The 19,235-nt window shown below is 61.2% G+C and carries 9 protein-coding genes and 2 pseudogenes; 4 read left to right on the top strand and 7 right to left on the bottom strand.

Annotated elements, in window-relative coordinates; translation table 11 throughout:
- Positions 1–89 precede the first annotated feature (89 nt).
- Positions 90–1,970, top strand: a complete 1,881-nt coding sequence (locus AD663_RS27095; RefSeq protein ID WP_053214859.1) for a methyl-accepting chemotaxis protein — start codon at positions 90–92, stop codon at positions 1,968–1,970.
- A gap of 204 nt (positions 1,971–2,174) precedes the next feature.
- Here AD663_RS27095 and AD663_RS27090 read toward each other — a convergent pair whose 3' ends face one another.
- From AD663_RS27090 to AD663_RS27070, 5 genes are all read right to left on the bottom strand, one after another.
- Positions 2,175–2,639, bottom strand: a complete 465-nt coding sequence (locus AD663_RS27090) for an SRPBCC family protein (RefSeq protein ID WP_003186950.1) — start codon at positions 2,637–2,639, stop codon at positions 2,175–2,177.
- A gap of 31 nt (positions 2,640–2,670) precedes the next feature.
- The gene (locus AD663_RS27085) at positions 2,671–6,096 is read right to left on the bottom strand and encodes a non-ribosomal peptide synthetase (RefSeq protein WP_053214858.1); all 3,426 of its coding nucleotides are present in this window, start codon (positions 6,094–6,096) and stop codon (positions 2,671–2,673) included.
- 10 nt (positions 6,097–6,106) lie between these two features.
- A complete protein-coding gene (locus AD663_RS27080) occupies positions 6,107–7,039 on the bottom strand; it encodes a diiron oxygenase (protein ID WP_003186946.1) in 933 nt (310 codons plus the stop codon).
- Positions 7,036–7,812, bottom strand: a complete 777-nt coding sequence (locus tag AD663_RS27075; RefSeq protein ID WP_003186943.1) for a DUF3050 domain-containing protein — start codon at positions 7,810–7,812, stop codon at positions 7,036–7,038. The genes AD663_RS27080 and AD663_RS27075 overlap by 4 nt, the downstream gene beginning before the upstream one ends.
- Before the next feature lie 689 nt (positions 7,813–8,501).
- On the bottom strand, positions 8,502–9,194 hold the full coding sequence (locus AD663_RS27070; protein ID WP_003186941.1) for a GntR family transcriptional regulator: 693 nt from the start codon (positions 9,192–9,194) through the stop codon (positions 8,502–8,504).
- A gap of 269 nt (positions 9,195–9,463) precedes the next feature.
- Between AD663_RS27070 and lapG the strand changes: the two genes are divergently transcribed.
- The 3 genes and pseudogenes from lapG to AD663_RS27055 form a co-directional block, all read left to right on the top strand.
- Positions 9,464–10,087: a cysteine protease LapG gene (lapG, locus tag AD663_RS27065; RefSeq protein ID WP_371261253.1), complete on the top strand. Its 624-nt coding sequence runs from the start codon at positions 9,464–9,466 to the stop codon at positions 10,085–10,087.
- 14 nt (positions 10,088–10,101) lie between these two features.
- Positions 10,102–12,048: a cyclic di-GMP receptor LapD gene (lapD, locus tag AD663_RS27060; RefSeq protein ID WP_053214857.1), complete on the top strand. Its 1,947-nt coding sequence runs from the start codon at positions 10,102–10,104 to the stop codon at positions 12,046–12,048.
- A 1,478-nt stretch (positions 12,049–13,526) separates the two neighbouring features.
- Positions 13,527–13,829: pseudogene (locus AD663_RS27055) on the top strand (DUF6124 family protein); the annotation flags it as partial.
- A 194-nt stretch (positions 13,830–14,023) separates the two neighbouring features.
- Here the strand turns inward: AD663_RS27055 and AD663_RS27050 are convergent.
- Both AD663_RS27050 and AD663_RS27045 read right to left on the bottom strand, forming a co-directional pair.
- A complete protein-coding gene (locus AD663_RS27050; protein ID WP_003186932.1) occupies positions 14,024–14,362 on the bottom strand; it encodes a hypothetical protein in 339 nt (112 codons plus the stop codon).
- A 120-nt stretch (positions 14,363–14,482) separates the two neighbouring features.
- Positions 14,483–19,235: pseudogene (locus AD663_RS27045) on the bottom strand (LapA family giant adhesin); the annotation flags it as partial.

The raw sequence follows: 19,235 nt of genomic DNA, 5'->3' as shown, positions 1-19,235 counted from the left end.
GTGGAGCAGACCTCGCGTCTCGCCCGCGCTGCTACATGGAATGTTGCAACCGGAATGCACCCCCACTCCCTGCATAAGAAGTCCCGTCGATGAATCTAAAATTCAGTCATAAAATCCTTCTGGCCGCCTCTGGTGTGGTGGTTTTGGCTTTCGCCTTGTTTACGCTCTACAACGACTACCTGCAGCGCAACACCATTGCTCGCAGCCTCGAGTCGTCGATTGAACAGTCCGGCGACCTGACGGCCAGTAGCGTCCAGAACTGGATGAGTGGCCGGATATTGGTGCTGGAAAACCTTGCGCAGAACATCGCGCACCAGGGCTCCGGTGCCGATCTGCCGGGGCTGGTCGACCAGCCGGCGTTGACGTCGAATTTCCAGTTCACTTACGTGGGCCAGGCCAATGGGGTCTTCACTCAGCGCCCTGACGCGAAAATGCCCGACGGCTATGACCCACGCCAGCGTCCTTGGTACAAGCAGGCGGTCAGTGCCGATAAAACCATGCTGACCCCGCCTTACTCGGCAGCAGTCGGTGGCCTGGTCGTGACCATCGCCCTGCCGGTGAAGCACAACGGGGAATTGCTGGGTGTGGTGGGCGGTGACCTGAGCCTGGAGACCCTGGTGAAAATCATCAACTCCGTGGACTTCGGTGGTATTGGCCATGCGTTCCTGGTCAGCGGCGACGGTCAGGTGATTGTCAGCCCGGACAAAGACCAAGTGATGAAAAACCTCAAGGACATCTATCCTGGAACGCCGGTACGCATTGGCAAAGGCATCCAGGAGGTCGAGCTGAACGGGCAGGACCGCATTCTTTCCTTCACCCCGGTCACTGGCTTGCCGAACGCTGAGTGGCACATCGGCCTGTCGATCGACAAGGACAAGGCCTACGCGCCGCTGAGCCAGTTCCGCACGTCTGCGCTGATTGCCATGTTTGTCGCGGTCGCCGCCATTGCGTTGCTGCTGAGCTTGTTGATCCAAGTGCTGATGCGTCCGTTGACCACCATGGGCCGTGCCATGCAGGACATTGCCCAAGGTGAAGGCGACCTGACCCGTCGCCTGGTCGTGCAGGGCAAGGACGAGTTCGCTGTGTTGGGTGGTTCGTTCAACCAGTTCGTAGAGCGGATTCACGCGTCGATTTCGGAAGTGTCTTCCGCTACCCGCCAAGTGCATGACCTTTCGCAGCGGGTGATGAGCTCGTCCAACGCTTCGCTGGTTGGCTCCGATGAACAGAGTGCTCGCACCAACAGCGTCGCCGCGGCGATCAACCAATTGGGCGCTGCTACCCAGGAAATCGCCCGCAATGCCGCCGATGCTTCGCAACATGCCAGCGGCGCCAGCGAGCAGGCCGATGATGGTCGCCAGGTGGTGGAAAAAACCATCCAGGCCATGACCGAGTTGTCGCAGAAAATCAGTCTTTCGTGCACTCAGATCGAAACCCTGAATGCCAGCACCGATAACATCGGGCACATTCTGGATGTGATCAAGGGCATCTCCCAGCAAACCAACCTGCTGGCCCTCAACGCGGCCATCGAAGCGGCCCGTGCTGGGGAAGCAGGACGCGGTTTTGCGGTGGTGGCCGATGAAGTGCGCAACCTGGCGCATCGCACCCAGGAATCGGCGGAAGAAATCCACAAGATGATTACCTCGCTCCAGGTCGGCTCCCGTGAAGCGGTGACCACGATGAACGCCAGCCAGACCTCCAGCGAAGAAAGCGTGGAAGTCGCCAACCAGGCCGGCTTGCGATTGGTCAGCGTGACCCAGCGCATCGGCGAGATCGACGGCATGAACCAGTCGGTGGCTGCCGCAACCGAAGAACAGACCGCCGTGGTGGAAACCCTCAACATGGACGTCAGCCACATCAACCTGCTGAACCAGCAAAGCGTGGCCAACCTCAATGAAACCCTGAAGGACTGCGATGCCTTGTCGCAACAGGCCAACCGGCTGAAGCAACTGGTAGACAGCTTCAAAATCTGACGCCCAGCCGCCAACCGACCCACCGCCATCGCGAGCAAGCTCGCCCCCACAGGGGATTGGCGGTGACCCTGGATCTCGGGCCCACCCAGGAACCATTGTGGGGAGCGAGCTTGCTCGCGATGGCGTCAGCCCAGCCAACATCACCGGCACAGGACCACCGCTTTCGCGAGCAAGCCCGCTCCCACACCGTGGATGGGCTATGCCTTAAGCGAACATCACTTGCACATTCGCCATTGCTTCATCGGCGAAGCCCTGGAGGAAATCCCTGAAGCCCGAGGGTGTGTGGGCATCGGTGTGGTCGGCGATGATGGTCCAGGTGGCGCGGCAGCGGTTGTCCGCCAGGGGTTCGACGCGCATGGCCGCCCACAGGTTGTCGATGCCCAGGGTGTTGTAGATCAGTGTCCAGGTCATATGCATGGCTTGGTCGTCCCGGCTGTTGAGCTGTTCCACCACCAGGTTCTGGCCGTCACGGAAGAATTTCTTGCGCAGGGACCTCACCCCATCCCCCGTCATTTCGATGTGCTCAAGCGCCGGAATGAATCGATCGAATCGGCCAAAGTTTCCCACCACGTCCCAGACGCTTGCCGCGTCGGCGGCTACTTCCACCGAGGTTTCGACTTGGCAGGCGTGGGGATTTTTGATCAGGGTGTCGGGTTGAAAAGCACTCATGGTCTTGCTCCTTGCTTGGGGTTGAGTTGGTTCAAATGAAGTCGATGGCTTTGAGGTAGTCGGCGCCGCGGCGTAGCAGGGCCGGGGATTTTTCCGGGTAACTGGCGCCCATTTGCCGCACGCCGGCGCGGGCGTTGTCGTGGCTGATCAGCGAGATGTCGCCAATGTCTTCCTCGAAGCCGTTGAGGTAGAAACCCAGCACGCCAAACAGCGCATTGTCGGCATCGACCCGGGCCAATTGCCGCTGCCACTCGGCGATACTGACCAGGGAAAACTCCCGGCCGCTGTCGCGAAACGACGCCACGTAAGCGTCCCAGCTCAACGGCTGGGGGTTATGCAGGTTGAACACCGCTTGCGTCGGCTGGTAACGGCTGGCGTGGAAGGCGATGAAGCGAGCCAGAAAGTCCACCGGCATCAGGTCGAAATTGAGCGACAGTTCCGGCACCTGGCCGAGCTGGATCGAGCCTTTGAGCATCAGCATCAGACGATTCTTATGGGGCTGGCAGACCCCGGTCAGGCTGTTGAAGCTGATGTTGCCCGGGCGAAACAGATTGACCCACACCCCACGATCCCGGGCCCGTTGCAAGATCCGTTCGCCGACCCATTTGGACAGGTTGTAGCCGTTCTTGATGTAGATCGGCGGTGTCGGCGCGGCGGGCTGTTCCAGCACCTGGCCAGCGGCGTCCATGGCGCTGGAGGCGGAAAGCGTGGAAACGAAATTGAAAATCTTCTTGCTGCGCCCCTCGCACAGGCGCAGGCACTCGAAGATCGGCTCGACGTTGTCCCGCGCCAGGGACTCGTAGTCGAGCACATGGTTGACGTGGGCCGCGTTGTGCACCAGCGCGCCGAAGGTGCTGTCGATGCGGGCGTAGACCTCGTCCGGCAAGCCCAATTGGTGTTGGGTGATGTCGGCGGCGTAAACGCTGACGCGGTCCAGGTCCAGGTGGGTCAGGTGATTGTCCTGGAGGGCCTGGGAGAAACGCTCGGCCGCGCTCTGCCCGGCGCTGGCGCGCACCAGGCAGGCGACTTCGGTGGCGCCCCAGGCCAGCAAGGCTTCGACGATGTGCACCCCAAGAAAACTGTTGGCGCCCGTCACGACTACCTTGTGCACATCGCCGCACTGGCTGATGGGCAACGGCTCGAGGTTGAGTTCGGCCTCGGCATCGATGAAGGCCTGGGGACTGAGGGTTGGGGCACTGTCTTGCTCCGGATCGCCCAGCAACTTCGCCAGGGTGATCAAGGTGGGCGCTTCAATGAAGCGATTGATCGACAGGCTGCGACCGAACGTCTGGCGAATGCTCAACAGCAGTCGCGACAGCAGGATCGAATGCCCGCCCAGGTTGAAGAAGCTTTCGTCGGTGGCGATGTCTTCGACTGGCAGTTCCAGCAGTTCGGCCCACAGTTGCTGCAGCTGTGTTTCCAGAGCGTTTTGCGGCTGGCGTCGCTGGCTGCCGATGTGGACCTGCACCGCCGTTGCCAGCAACGCCCGACGATCCACCTTGCCGTTACTGGTGTAGGGCAGCGCGGGCAACTCGACGTAGGCCACCGGGTGCATGTAGCTGGGCAACGTGTTCTGCACGTGCTCGCGCAACGCCTGGAGCGCGGCGCCGGGCAGGTCTTGCTCGGGATGAACCAGGAACGCCAGGATCCGCCGCCGCTCATCGACACCCACCGCCACCTGGCGAAACAACTGGCTTTCGCGCAGGCAATGTTCGATTTCCTCCGGCTCGACCCGGAAGCCGCGGATTTTCACTTGGTTATCACGCCGTCCGCTCAGCTCGATGCCGCTGTCGGTCCACTGGCCGATATCACCGGTGCGATAGACGCGCAGCGTTTGCCCGGTGGGCAACGTCAGGTTGAGGTAGCGGCTGGCGGTCAGCGCCGGATCGTTCAGATAGCCCAGGCCAACCCCCGGCCCAGCGATGTATAACTCGCCGGGCGCGCCTTGGGGCACCGGTTGCTGTTGTTCATCCAGAATCAACACTTGGCCATTGGTGATGGGGACGCCGAGGTTGCGATTGCTGTCGCCGACGCCGAACAGCCGAGTGGTCGCCAGCACCGTGGTTTCGGTCGGGCCGTAGATGTTATGGAACCGGCATTGTGGCGCGAGCTGTTCGATCACGAAGGGCTCGCAGACGTCTCCGCCGGTGATCAGGTGCGCCAGGCCCAACGGCGTATCCAACGGCATCACGCTCAGCAGGGCGGGCGGCAGGAAGGCGTGCGTGACCTTTTGTTCGCGAATCAACGCCACCAATTGCTGTGGATCGCGGCGCTGGTCTTCGCTGGGCACCACCAGCAGGGCGCCATGAATGAAGGTCGGCAGGACGTCCAGCAGTGATGCGTCAAAGTTGATGGTGGAAAACTGCAACGCCCGGCTGTCGCGCTGTAAGCCAACGTAGTCGCCATACCAGGCGCAGAAATGGCTGAGGTTGCGATGGCTGAGCAATACGCCCTTGGGCTGGCCGGTGGTGCCGGAGGTGTAGATCGCCACGGCCGGTTCGTCGATGTCCAGCACGCGGCGGATCAACGAGACTGGAATGCCCGGCTTGGACGGCGGCAGCCGATGCACATTCACGCTCGGCAACAGAAGGTCGCCGAGGTCGCTGTCGCCGTCGTGCAGCAGCAGGTCGGCCTGGGCATTTTCGAGGATGAAACGCCGACGTTGCGCCGGATGCTGCGGGTCCAGCGGCAGGTACACCGCGCCGCAGCCCAGCACTGCCAGGATCGCCGCATACAGCTGCGCGGATTTGGGCAGGCATACGCCGATCACCGTTGGGCGGCCGCTTGCATCCTGGAGTTTTTCCAGCATTGCTTGTTGCAACCTCAGGGTCAGGTTGCGCAAGGCTTTGTAGTCGGTCAGTTGCCCATCCACCCACAGGGCCGGTTGCGCAGCGTCATCCAGCATGCGCTGTTCGATGCTGTGCATGACCGGCACTTCGGCAGCGGCCAGGAGCCAGGGCACCGGTGGCCGATTGAAACGGTGTGCAAAGGCCAGCGGCTCCAGCACGTCGAGCCCGAGCAGCGGCTGTTCGATGAGATTGGCCGGTGGCGAAGGCCAATTTTCGAAACAGTGTTCATCCCGTGACAGCTCGCTGACCATCCGCGCGCCGATCTCCACCACCGCCGCCAGTGTTCGCAGGCGCAAGGATTGGCCGTTACCGCAGCTTTGCTGGGGGATAACCTCCCGGGCCAGGAGCCGCTGTGGGCCGTCGTGAAAAAACAGCACCGGTTGCGGCAGTGCCTCACCGGGCACCGGGCGCAGCGTCACGCGAATCTGTAGGCGTGTGTGGGCGTCAATGGCCCATGGCGTCGTACCGTCATCGATCAACAAGTCGACCGCCGGGTGATCGGCCGGCGACTGAAAGTTCACGACTCCATGGCCGTGCAGTTCCAGTTCCCGGGCCAGTTCGACCATTGCCTGGCTGGTGCCAGGCACTGCAATTTCGAGGCGTCTCATCGCAAGGTCCTCATGGGGTCAGGTAATCGGCGAGGGCATCGCGCACGCAGGGGGACGCAAGCATTGAGCTGCTGCGAAAGAAACGCGTGATATTGCCCACCAACGGGTGGAAACGATTGATGGGGTAGGCCAGCGCATTGGCGTCTTCGCGCAGCGACTGGCGCACCGGTTCGTCGACGGGCAGGTGCGCGATCAGCTCGAAATCGAACGCCTGCTGCAGGTCGCTGGCCAGGTACTGGGCGATGAATCCGGGCATCAGTCGGGCGATGGTTTCCTGGTCTTCCTCGGGTGCGGTGCGCCAGTAGATCTGCACCAGCCGCGTCCAGAAACCGGAATGCCGTCCCTCGTCCAGCAAGTGGTCGGCCATCAGCCCCTTGATCGAGGCCTTGACCGAGTCGTCCCGGGCGAAGGCGGCCACTTCGTTGGTCACGGTGTTTTCGGCAATGGCGATGCAGATCAGCTCCACGGCGCTGAGCAAATGTGTCGGTGCCTGGGCCAAGGTGGCCGGTATCGCGCGGCTGAGTTCGATTTGCGCCGGCAACGGGATCGGCTCGATGCCGGTCATGTCGATGGTCTGCTGCATGAAGTCCATTGCCACCAGGGCGTGGTAGTCCTCATCCACCACCACGGTCATCGCGTCGTAGCGGCAGGCGAACGGGAACTCGATGCCGAAGCGGTTCTTGGCGATGCGCCGAGCGGTGTGGTCCACCAGTTCGGTCTCGAAGATCACCACGTCGTTGATGAACTTGTAGAGGCTCTGCACCAACACGAAATCGCGCAGTTGTGGGCAATGGCTGAGAAAGGTCTGGCTGTGCACCAACGGCTGGCGGCTCATGGGGAAGATCAGCTTGTCGTCGTTTTCGACCCGGCGCCGTGGCCGGGTGCGGATGGTGGCGCGACTTTCCCAGGCATCGGCGAAAGACTGGTAGTGGATGGCGTTCATGGCATCACCTGCGCAACCGGCTGCGCCATGCTCTCGCGCAAGCCGTCCCACAGGGCCGCGCGGCTGTGGACGGCGGCGAGGGCGGCGGCCAGCACCTCGGTTTCGCGCTGCGGGTCGCCGTCGATCAGCCGGGCCAGCAGTTTTTCCGCGGCGGGACCGTGGTCTTCGGAATCGACTTCGATGTGCCGCTGCAGGTAGTAGCGAAAGGTCGGAGCCTGATCCAGGCCAATGCCCCAGGCGTCCAGCATGCGTTGAAACATCTGCGGGATGACGCTCTCGCGACCGTGTACGAACGCCGCAGCCACGCTGTGGGCCGGGGCGTGCAGGGCGGTGTGCAGGGTCTGGCGAACGAAGCGCGCCGCCGCCGGTTCCACCTCGACGCTTTCCAGTGCCGTTTCGGGGCTGACGCCTTCCTGTTGCAGGGTGATGAATTGCTCGATGGCGCGGGTATCCGCACCGACCTCGCGCATGGCGTCCAGGTACAGTTCGAAATGGCTGCAATAACCGGCTCCGGGACGATCGTCCGACTCTTCGCCCAGGACGATTTCATTGATCAAGCGTGCCGCGTGCGGATCGGCCGGTGGCAGCCAGGGCAGGTGGACACAAGTGAGCTCGCGTTGCAGCCGCTTGGTCAGGGACATGAAGTCCCAGACGGCAAAGACATGGCTTTCCATAAACCGGCGTAACAGATCAATTGATGTAATTTCGGAAAAAACCGGATGGTGGCCAAGTTCATGTTTCTTCAGAAATAGTTGTTCTTTGGTTGGCTGCATTGGAACGTCCTCATCAATGATGTTGTGCCCGGCTAGTTGCCCGCTTTTTTAGGAAGGCGAGCGGGCGCCTGAACCGGAATCCATGAAGTACAAAGTCACTCTAAGATGCGCTTATAAGTACCCACTTTTCGGCGCGAAGTGCCGAATTTTGGTGGGTCTACGGAAGTAATAAGCGGTCGATAACCACTCGACGAATAAAAAACTAATACACCTGGCAACTAAGCGGCAAGTCATTTTTTAATTATTTAAAGTGCGGCTTTTATTGGGCGCGAAGAGGTTCTTTAAAACTTTTAATATAAGTTTTATTCAGGCGAAGAGGCTCCTTCCGACTGGGTGATATCAGAATCGAATAGTTCGAGTGAATGCCTCACTCGGAGCACTTCAAGGGACGGGGAGTTAGGGTGTGGATGTTTTTATGGGTGAGAGATCGGTCGGACGTCCGATCATCCCGCCGGTGCGCAAGCTCCTGCTTATTGGCTTCGATTCGCCGGGCTGTGCAGCTCGGCGCTGACTTCTTCAGGTCTGTTTTTGAATCGATAAACGCAAGAGTGAGCCCAAATCGATGGCAGTGCCATTGAACTGATTGTGGCGGCGAGTCGCAGCGGCTGCTTGGCCGCGCCGGGTCGGCGAGAAGCGGCCAGGAAGGATATGTAAGAAGGTTTTACGCCGGCCGGGCGGCCGGCGTCGGATCACTGATGCGACTGCTGTTCCAGATAGCGGCGCATGGTGACGGAGGCTTTTTCCAAATGACGCTCGAGCAAGACAACCGCTGTATCGATGTCTTTCGCTCGTGCGGCGTCGAGCAGTGCACGATGGTCGTCCTGGCTCAACTTGCCCAAGCCCATGGACGACAGATGGAAGCGCAAGAAGCGCTCCTCTTCGTTGAGCTCGCGTTCGATCAGGTCCAGCAGTTTGCCATTGGGCGCCTTGTGATAAAGCGACATGTGGTACAGCCGGTTGAGCTTACCGATCTCGGCATGGTTGGTTTCTGTTTCCAGCTGTTCGATATACCCGGCAGCCATTGCCAGGTCGTTGTCATCGAGTAGCGGGATGGACAGGCGCAAGGCGAAGGTTTCCAGTACCGACCGCAGGGCATAGGTCTCGAGCGCATTGCTGGTGATCAGCGGGGCAACCACGGCACCCTTGTGCTGGACCACATTAAGCAATGACTGCGCCTCAAGCTGGCGCAATGCTTCGCGCACCGGCATGCGACTGACGCCGAACAGATCCGCGATTTCCTGCTGGCGCAGGGCGGTGCCGCAGGGCAGGCGTCCGTCGAGAATGGCCGCGCGCAGGGATTCTTCGATGATCGCGCGTGCCTGGGCTGCGGGAATCGGCCCGTTGACCGGGATAGTGCTTAACGGTGAGGGCTTCTTTGTCACGACAGCGCATCCTGACTGGTAGTAACGAATTGGATCCAGGCGAACATTAGTTACAGATTATCTCGCCGTCAAAGTCTCGCGGCCCTGGGGCTGAACTAAAGTTTAGCGTGCCTAGGGTGATTGCACCTTGCCATTGTTTTTTGCCTGCCCAGGCTTCACCATCCAACGAATTTCCAACGGCCTCTTTCGGACGTATTCCCTTGGCTGCACCTTTCCCCGTTTCCAGGTCCTTGCGCTGGCTGTGTTCGGCATTGTTGCTGGCCGGCCTCATGCTGGGCGGGTTGCGGGCGGATTGGGACTTTACGCAGATCAGCCGGCGGGCGCAGGCGTTATATGGCCCGCTGGGCGAAGGGCAACAGCGGATCGACGCCTGGCAGCACTTGTTGGCGACCCAGAAGCAGACGCCGGAGCTGGAGCAGCTCAAGGTGGTGAACCTGTTCTTCAACAAGCAGGTGCGCTACGTGGAAGACATCGACCTGTGGCATGAGGTCGACTACTGGGAAACGCCGATCCAGGCCCTGTGGAAGGGCGCCGGCGATTGCGAGGATTACGCCATCGCCAAGTACTTCAGCCTGCGTCATCTCGGGGTCTCCAGTGACAAGCTGCGCATCACCTACGTCAAGGCCCTGCGACAGAACCGTGCGCACATGGTGCTGACCTATTACGCCACGCCCGAGGCGATGCCGCTGGTGCTCGACAGCCTGATCGACGGCATCCAGCCGGCCAGCCAGCGAACCGACCTGCTGCCGGTCTACTCTTTCAACGCCGAAGGGTTGTGGCTGCCGGGTGCCAAGGGCAACAAGAAAGTGGGTGACACCAAGCGCCTGTCCCGGTGGCAGGATGTGTTGAAAAAAATGCAGGCCGAAGGTTTTCCGGTCGAGACGACTAACTAGGAGCGCGCGCTCAGATGTCCTTGTTCAAACAGCTGTTGATCGCTATCTGTCTGTTCCTGGTGGTTGCCTTCAGCGGCAGCTTCATGGTCAGCCTGGAGAGTTCGCGGGCCCAGTACGTCAACCAGTTGCGTTCCCACGCCCAGGACGCGGCCACGGCGCTGGCGCTGTCGCTGACGCCGAACATCGACGACCCGGCGATGGTGGAACTGATGGTCAGTTCGATCTTCGACAGCGGTTACTACGCGAGCATTCGCGTGGTGGACGTGGCCACCGACAAAACCCTCGTCGAGCGCACGGGCACGCCGGACGCGGGCACCGTGCCGCAATGGTTCGTCAAGCTGATCGGCCTGGAACCGGCCGGCGGCGATGCCATCGTCAGTCGCGGTTGGGAGCAGGCAGCGCGGGTGGAGGTGGTCAGCCACCCGATGTTCGCCCTCGCCAAGCTGTGGCAGAGCGCATTGGGCAGCCTGGGCTGGTTGCTGCTGTGCGGCGCCGTGAGCGCGGTGCTGGGGGCCTTGCTGCTGCGTCGCCAGCTCAAGCCGCTGGACTACATGGTGCATCAGTCCCACGCCATCGCCCGACGCGAGTTCCTCAGCCTGCCGGAACTGCCGCGCACCCCGGAACTGCGCCGTGTGGTGCAGGCGATGAACCAGATGGTCGAAAAGCTCAAGGCATTGTTCCAGGAGCAGGCCGAGCGCAGCGAGAAGCTGCGGGCCGAGTCCTACCAGGACAACCTCACGGGCCTGGCCAACCGACGCTATTTCGAGATGCAACTCAATGCCCGGGTGAGCAACACGGAGCAGGCCAGTTCCGGTTATCTGCTGTTGCTGCGGGTCAAGGACCTGGCCGGCCTGAACCAGCGGTTGGGCGGCCAGCGGACCGATCAATTGCTCAAAGCGGTCGGCGAGCAATTGCTGCGTGAAAGTGCCCGATACCCCGAAACCCAGAATCTGGTGACGCGCATCCGTGGCGGCGAGTTCGCCGTACTGGCGCCAGGCCTGGTGCGCGAGGAAGCGCTGCAGCTGGCGCAGAACCTTGAAAGCGCGTTGGCGAGCCTGCACGCCACGGGCGCAACCGACGTGGCCTCGGTGGCTTCCATCGGACTGGCACCGTTCGTTCATGGCGACTCGCCGCAATCGGTGCTCCAGCTTGCCGACCAGGCCCTGGCCCAGGCCGAAAGCCAGGGGGAGCCAAGCTGGGCCTGCCTGGACCATGCCGCAGTGTCCAGTTTTGGCGATGATCACCATGCCTGGCACACGCTGCTCGACCAGGCCTTGAGTCATCAGCGATTCGAGCTGTACTTCCAACCGGTGGTGGCCGCCCAGGACACCCAAGTGGTGCTGCACTACAAGGTTCTGTCGCGGCTGCTGGACGATCAGGGCCAGACCATTCCCGCCGGCCGCTTCCTGCCCTGGCTGGAGCGCTTCGGCTGGACTGCGCGCCTGGACCGCTTGATGCTTGAACAGGTGCTCAAGCAAATGGTCGGGCACGACCAATCCCTCGCGCTCAACCTGTCCTCGGCGACCTTGGCCGATCCGCAGGCGCTGAACAAAATCTTCGAAATCCTGCGTGCTCATTCCAACCTTGGGCCGCGCCTGACCTTGGAAATTGGCGAGGAACAACTGCCGGAGCAAGCGGTTTTGGAGCAGTTGACCCGTCGTCTGCGCGAGCTTGGATTCTCCTTGAGCCTGCAGCGCTTTGGTGGGCGTTTCAGCATGATCGGCAACTTGTCTCGGCTGGGGCTGGCCTATTTGAAAATTGATGGCAGTTACATCCGCGCCATTGATCAGGAAAGCGATAAGCGTTTGTTTATCGAGGCGATCCAGCGTGCTGCTCACAGTATTGACCTGCCTTTGATTGCTGAGCGGGTGGAGACTGAGGGGGAGTTGGCGGTGATTCGGGAGATGGGGTTGTTTGGGGTGCAGGGGCAGTTGGTTGGGGAGCCTAGGCGGTGGGGGTGAGGCTTGTTGACGAGGCGGCCTGGTAGCCGGCCTGGATGTTGTTGACCGAGTACATATCCGTTCTTTTCGTAACGGCGACTTATGGTTCCGCCCTTACGGCGGCTCACTTTTGAGAAGCGCAAAAGTAAGCAACGCTTTATGCCCCACCATTCGGCACCTCGCCTAGGCTCGGTGTGCCCTCACTCCGGCATTGCTCCGTGGGCCCGCTGCGAAGGGCCATCCATGGCCCAGCGCAGCTATCCCGGCATCCATGCCGGGATGCCCACTGCGCAATGCCTGCGTTCGGCCAGCGTGGTTAACGGGGCGCCGAGATCAACGTCCACGGCGAGGCGGCCTTATAGCCGACCTGGCTCTTGATGGGGACCGCGTTTCCCTGTGGGAGCGGGCTTGCTCGCGAAGACGGCGGTACATTCAGCATTGATGCAAGCAGACCCACCGCTATCGCGGGCAAGCTCGGCTCCCACAGTAATCGGCGGTGGACACTGATCTTGTAAACGACCAAAAACCATGTGGGAGCGGGCTTGCTCGCGAAGACGGCGGTACATTCAGCATTGATACAAGCAGACCCACCGCTATCGCGAGCAAGCTCGGCTCCCACAGTAATCGGCGGTGGACACTGATCTTGTAAACGACCAAAAACCATGTGGGAGCGGGCTTGCTCGCGAAGACGGCGGTACATTCAGCATTGATACAAGCAGACCCACCGCTATCGCGAGCAAGCTCGGCTCCCACAGGGACCGGCGGTGAACACTGATCTTATAAACGGCCAAAAACCTATGTGGGAACGAGCCTGCTCGCGATAGCGGTAGTTCAGTCACATGGATGCTGGGTTTGCCGGCCTTTTCGCGAGCAAGCCCGCTCCCACAGGGGAAACGTGGTCCCTCCAAGAAACAGGTCGGCTATCAGGCCGCCTCGCGCTGGCTTTTGATCTTGGGCGCCCCGTTAAACCACGCTGGCCGAACGCAGGCATTGCGCAGTGGGCATCCCGGCATGGATGCCGGGATAGCCGCGCTGGGCCATGGATGGCCCTTCGCGGCGGCCCACGGAGCAATGCCGGAGTGAGGGCACACCGAGCCTAGGCGAGGTGCCGAGTGGTGGGGCAAGAGCGTTTTGCTTACTTTTCGCCGGGCCGCGCAGGCTTCTCAAAAGTGAGCCGCCGTAAGGGCGGAACCCTAAGTGGCCGTTACCGCAGAAACGGATATACACCCCCCTCTAAAAGTAAGGTCCTAGGAGATTTCCTTCGAGTTGTAGCGAACTTAGTGAACTTGTTCGGCATCTGCCTCGTGGCTAGTCTGGGTTTGTCACCGAAAAAACGGTGACACGGACGTGCAAGTCCGAAATATCTGTTTAGGGCGAAACGGCCCATGCCATTCAGCGATCTCATTTTTGGATTCGCTGTGTAGCAAAGGCTCCTTACTAGTCGTTTAGGAGCTCCCAATGACAACAGCGGAAACAAACACACTTCACACAGTTCCAACACACTCGACGAAGCCGCCGAGCGCGCCCTCGACTACTACCTCAATCCCAAACCAACCGATGAAGCCCCGGGAAAAACCCCAACCGCCCAGCTCTTCATGGTCTCCCCAGACATCGACACCGAAACCCTACTGGCCAACGCCTCCGAAGACTTGCTGTCCATCAGCGCCATCGCCGCCGACCTGGCTGACGATGTCGACGGCTCGCGTCGCAGTGTGATCCTGGCGATCAGCCGGATGGCCGATGGGGTGCAGTTGTTGGTGGAGCGGGCGATGGATCGGCTGGAGGTTCAAGCGCCGAGCTGACAGGCCCGTAACGAACTGAGGATCGCGATCGCGAGCAGCCCAGGCAACCAAAGACCCGTGGCGAGGGAGCTTGCTCCCGCTGGCCTGCGCAGCAGGCCCCCAGCAGTTCTTCAAGCAGACCGCGTTGCCTGGTTTTGCGACTGCTGCGCAGCCGAGCGGGAGCAAGCTCCTTCACCACGGAGGCTGTGTACAGCCTAGATCAACCCCTTCTCATCATCATCGATCAGCCGGCTCAACCCGCCCAACGCTTCCCGGGCCTGGTTGCGGTCCATCAGCTTGGCCTGGGCCGCCGGTGGCAGGTCGGTGACGCGGATTACGCCTTTGGTGGTGAGCACCTGGATCAGGTCGTCCAGTACCCGGATCATTTCCAGGTCGCTCTGCTTGAGCTGCTTGAGGCTGTTTTCTACCGCTTGATTGGCGAACCAATCCTGGATTTCGTGGTTGTCGGCTGGCAGGGTTTCGGTGGCTTCGGCGTAAGCGGCAGCTTCCACGCGCACCAGCAGGCCTTGTGCATCGCGTTGCACATAAAACATCGGGCATCCCTCATGTATGAAGCGGCGTCATGCTGGGCAGCATAGGCCAACTGCGCGGGAGTATGCACACTTATCCCGCAGCGAGGGAGTTTGCTCCCTTGCCACGGGTTCGTGTCAGGCTCAGCTGTTGTTGTGATCGACCTTGATGGTCGGGTCACTGCCGGCGATCAACGAGTTCAGGTTGACGTTCGACCAGTTGTTGCCTTCCAGCTTGATCGTCACGTCCGGCGTGGCCGCTGCACCATTGGCCCCGTTGAACTGGCCAGTGGTGCTGACTTGCAAGGAGGACACGCCATCGACCGTGCTGATTTTCAGGAAGTGGTCGATGGTGCTCCCGGTTTCGCCCTGCAACAGATCCCGCAAGTCGATCCGGTCACCCTCGCTGGCCTTGAAGTCCTTGATCACATCGTTGCCGGTGTCACCGGATTTCCAGACAAAGGTATCGCCGCCCAGGCCGCCGATCAGGGTGTCGTTGCCCAGACCGCCAATCAACGTGTCATTACCCGTGCCACCCAGGAGGATGTCGTTGCCCTTGCCGCCGTCGAGTGAGTCGTTACCGCCCTGGCCGAAAATGATGTCATTGCCGCCGCCGCCGAGCAGGGTGTCATTGCCATCGTGGGCACCGGACACATCGAACGCGGTGTAGTGTTCGGTGATGTACTGGTGCACGTTGCTGGTGGTGACCTTGCTCACGTCCACGCCGCTCTGTTGGGCGACGAAGGCCTGAATGGCCTGGTAGCCCTCGCCGGCAACGCCGTTGAAGCTCACCAGATCGCCAAACAGGATGTCGTTGCCTTCACCGCCGTTGACCGTGTCGGCGCCCGGCAGGGTGGCTTCGGTGTGACCGATGATCGAGTTGGCCAGGTCCTTGGGATCGATGTTGGTCTGTGGTTTGCCATCGGAGTCGTACGGCGAGAGATCGCTCAGCGTCACGCCGTTGTTCAGGCCGATGGCTTCGACGTTGCTCAGGCCTTTGAGTAGGGTGAAGCTGGCGGTCGAGCCAGCTGCCGCGTCCCAATACCCACCGTCCGTATAGGAGAGTTCAAACGTACCGTTGCCCTCGGCATGCACCGTGCCGACATAACTGTCATTCCAGTTCTTGCCGTTTTTGGTCGACAGGTACATCTCACCGTCTTCATAAATGGTGTATTTGTGCGTGCTGTCGATCGTCTGGGTGTAGAACTTGCCCACGGTGTAGTTGGCCGCGCTCAATACGGAATCGAGCTTAACGTTGCCGTACAACGTTGGGTTGGTCTGTTCGCCGGACTGGTAAAGGTTCGGCTGGCCGTCGGTGATGAAGTACGTCAGGTTCTTCGCGCCGGCGTTGGTCAGGGCCTGGGTGCTATTGAAGAAGTTCGCCGTGGTCTTGAACACGTCTTCGTAGTTGGTGTTGCCGCCCGAAACCATCGAATCGAGCACGCTTTTCAGAATTGTCAGCGCGTTCGAGTCGTTGAGGTTTACCGACACGCTCTTGTTCACCTGCGTGTCGAAATCCGCCAGGAAGATGTTCACGGTGCCGGAGTTGCTGCCCAGGCTCTGCTTGAGGGTGGCGAACACCGAGGTCAACGAGTTCTTGGCCGCAGTGATGGACGACGAACTCATGCTGCCGGAGCTGTCGACCATGAAGGCGATGTTGTAGTTGACGCCCGGCACCACGGTCAGCCCGCCGATGTCAGCGACCACGATGTCGTTGCCATCGGTGCCGGTGACGTTGTCATTGCCTGAGGTGGCAGTGATTGTGTTGTAGGTCGCCGGGTACACAGTGACCGGGATCTGCGCTGTGCTGACGGCCGAGCCGCCGAGGGCTTCGGTGGAGGTGGACGTCACGGTCAGGTTGAATTGGCCGTTGTAGTAGGTCGGTGGCGTCAGCGTCAGGCTGCCCAGGTTCCAGCCGCTGACCAAGGCTTCGCCGTTGGCGCCCACGGTCGCGGTGTGGCCGGCGCCGTCGGTCAGGACGCTGCCTTCCGGAATGCCGCCGATCTTCACGCTCAGGCTTTCCGAACCGTCGGTGTCGGTCAGGCCGGTGGTGATCTTGGACAGGTGCACGCTGGTACCTTCGGCGGCTTCGTTGAGCTTGAAGCCGTCGTAGTAGCCTTCGCCATTGCTACCGTGCAGGTCGGAGACGGTCACACCGGCATTCGCCAAGTCAGTCACGCCGGTGTACAGCGGCACGCCGGCGCTGCTCAGGTCGACCGGGGTGCTGCCGTTGACCGACAGGTTCACGTCGTAGCTGCCCGGGCCGGTCTGGTTGTGGTGGTAGATGTCCAGCGTGTAGTAGCCGCTGGTGGTCGGTGTGAACGAACCGTTCAACTGGCCGCCCGCACCCCAAGTGGTTGCCGCGGCAGTCTTGCCTCCGATGGTGACCAACAGGCTGTCATCGCCGGCACCACTGAAGGTGTAGGTCTTGCCGGCTTCGAGGAAAATCAGGCCCGAGGTTTTCGATGCGGTGCCAGGATTGACGTTGCTGTCGGACTGCACGTTGGTCACGTTGGTGCTGCTATTCGGCGCGCCGGCGGCATCGATCACCGACTTGAGCGTGCCGGATGGCGCGCCGCTGCCATCGGTGCCCAGGCCGGAAAGGCCGGTCCAGACTTCCTTGATCAGGCCGGTGGAGGTGACGTTGTTGCCAGCGACGTTGAGGCTCGGTGCATCGGCAACCGGGGTGATGTCGATTTTCACGGTGCCGGTACTGCCCAGCGCCTGGCCATCGGTTGGCTGGAAGCTGATCTGTGCGTAATCGGCCTTTTGATCGCCGACGCCGGCCGGGTTGCCATTGGCGCCGGACTCGTTGGCATCCGGGGTGAAGCGCAGCTTGCCGGCGTCGATGTCAGCCTTGGTGAAGGTCTGGTTGTTGGCCACGTCCTTCCAGGTTGCACCGTCCAGATACTGCAGCTTGCCGTCACTCGGCAGCCCGGTGATTTTTACGCCCAGGCTGGCGGCGGAGTTGTCCACGTCGCTGACGCCGAAAGTCGACCAGCCAAGAACCAGCGCGGTGTCTTCGGTGCCGGTGACCGCGCCGCCGGTGGCCACCGGTGCATCGTTGACGCCGACCACGTTCACGGTGGTGGTGGCGGTGTTGGAATAGCTGGTGCCATCGGTCACCGTCACGGTGATGATGCGCGGTACGGTGCTCGGGTCTTCACTGGTGTTGATGAAGGTGATGTTCTTGATTTGCTGCATGTAGTCGGCCAGCGTCGCGTTGCCCGACAGTGTCAGGACGACTTTGCCGTCGGTGCTGTTGGCGTTGATGCTGATGCCGTTGACGCTGTTGCCCAGGTTCAGCGCATCGCCGGGCTGACGGTTGGTCAGCACGATGGTAGCGCCGGTCAGCATCGTGCTGTCCGGGTCGGTGATTTTCAGGTCCGTGTCGCCGATGGACACACCCGGTCCGGTGGTGCCTTCGGTGAAGGTCACCTGGTAATCGGCGCCGGTCTTGCCGCTGGAGTTGTTGGCGTCCAGGTCGAGCGCCGGCGGTGCGTCGTTGTCGATGATCGAAGTGCTGACGCTGCCGTTGGTGCCGCTGACTGCCAGGTGCTCGAAGTTGCCGCCCGTGGCCGAGTCGATCCTGACCACGATGTTCTCGGTGCCTTCGGTGATCTTGTCGTCCAGCGTCGCCACGTTGAAGGTGGCGCTGGTGGCGTTGGCCGGGATTTTCACGGTGTAGACACCGGTGAAGTCCGTGCCGTCTGCGGCGGTGCCGCTGTAGACGATTTTGAGCGTGACTTCAGTCTGCGCCGGGTTGGTCAGGCTGACGGTGTACGTGGCGGTCTGGCCTTCGGTCACCGATGTGCTGCCGGTGATGCTGACGGTGGTGTTGTCGACGGTGTCGGTTACGGTGGTAACTGCCGCAGCGGTGTTCGGAACGAGGTTCTCGAAGCCGCCGCCGGTGGCGGTCTTGATGGTTGCGGCGACATTGCCGGAGTCCAGGTAGACGTCATCTTTTGGTGCATCGACGCTCACCGTGCCGGTGGTCTTGCCGGCGTCAATAGTGATGACTGCGCCGTTGCTCAAGGTCACGGTGACCGGCGAGCCGGCGGCGTTGGTCAGGGTGGCGGTGTAGGTGATCTGGCCACCCTCGGCGACCGTGCCGGTGGCGCTCAGGTTCAGGCTGGTGGTGTCTTGGGTGTCGGTGACCGAGGTGTCGGCGGTCTTGCCGTCGATGGCCAGTTTTTCGTAGTTGCCACCTTTGGCGTCGTCGATTTTGACGCTCAGGTGGTCGCCGCCTGCGAGGGCGTTGTCCTGCGTGACGAAGTTCACCGAGCCGGAGCTTTCGCCGACTGGGATGGTGATGGTTTGGCCGTTGCTCAATGTCACAACGAGCGGAGCGCCGGTCACTGGAGCGTTGACCGAAGCGGTGTAAACCACGGTGCCGCCTTCAGCGACGGTCGAAGTCGCTGAGAGCGAAACAGTGCTGGTGTCGATGGTGTCGGTGACGTCGGTGACGGCTGGGGTGGTGCTCGGAACGAGGTTCTCGAAGTTACCGCCAGTTGTTTTATCAATGCTGACTTCGACCTTGCCGGCGTCTTTGTAGACGTCGTCTTTTGGCGCGTCGACAGTGACGGTGCCGGTGGTGGCGCCGGCAGCGACGTTGATGACCGCGCCGTTGCTCAACGTAACGGTGACAGGCGAGCCAGCAGCGTTAGTCAGTGTTGCGGTGTAAGTGATCTGGCCGCCTTCCGTAACCGTGTCGGTCGCGGTCAAAGTGAGGCCAGTGGTGTCCTGGGTATCGGTCACCGACGTGTCAGCCGGTTTTTCGTCGATAGCCAGTTTTTCGTAGTTACCGCCCTTGGCGTCGTCAATTTTGACGCTCAGGTTGTCTCCGCCTGCCAGGGCGTTGTCTTGCGTGACGAAGTTCACCGAGCCGGAGCTTTCG

The sequence above is a fragment of the Pseudomonas sp. Q12-87 genome (assembly GCF_001269755.1).
In the GTDB taxonomy this organism is placed as follows: Bacteria; Pseudomonadota; Gammaproteobacteria; order Pseudomonadales; family Pseudomonadaceae; genus Aquipseudomonas; species Aquipseudomonas fluorescens_S.
This window is presented reverse-complemented; position numbering and strand designations above follow the sequence as displayed.

Bases quoted from the DNA above. Each gene is read 5' to 3' on its own strand.
- AD663_RS27090 (WP_003186950.1), bottom strand. From the start codon at position 2,639: ATGAGTGCTTTTCAACCCGACACCCTGATCAAAAATCCCCACGCCTGC.
- AD663_RS27085 (WP_053214858.1), bottom strand. From the start codon at position 6,096: ATGAGACGCCTCGAAATTGCAGTGCCTGGCACCAGCCAGGCAATGGTC.
- AD663_RS27080 (WP_003186946.1), bottom strand. From the start codon at position 7,039: ATGAACGCCATCCACTACCAGTCTTTCGCCGATGCCTGGGAAAGTCGC.
- AD663_RS27075 (WP_003186943.1), bottom strand. From the start codon at position 7,812: ATGCAGCCAACCAAAGAACAACTATTTCTGAAGAAACATGAACTTGGC.
- AD663_RS27095 (WP_053214859.1), top strand. From the start codon at position 90: ATGAATCTAAAATTCAGTCATAAAATCCTTCTGGCCGCCTCTGGTGTG.
- lapG (WP_371261253.1), top strand. From the start codon at position 9,464: ATGCTGGGCGGGTTGCGGGCGGATTGGGACTTTACGCAGATCAGCCGG.
- lapD (WP_053214857.1), top strand. From the start codon at position 10,102: ATGTCCTTGTTCAAACAGCTGTTGATCGCTATCTGTCTGTTCCTGGTG.
- AD663_RS27050 (WP_003186932.1), bottom strand. From the start codon at position 14,362: ATGTTTTATGTGCAACGCGATGCACAAGGCCTGCTGGTGCGCGTGGAA.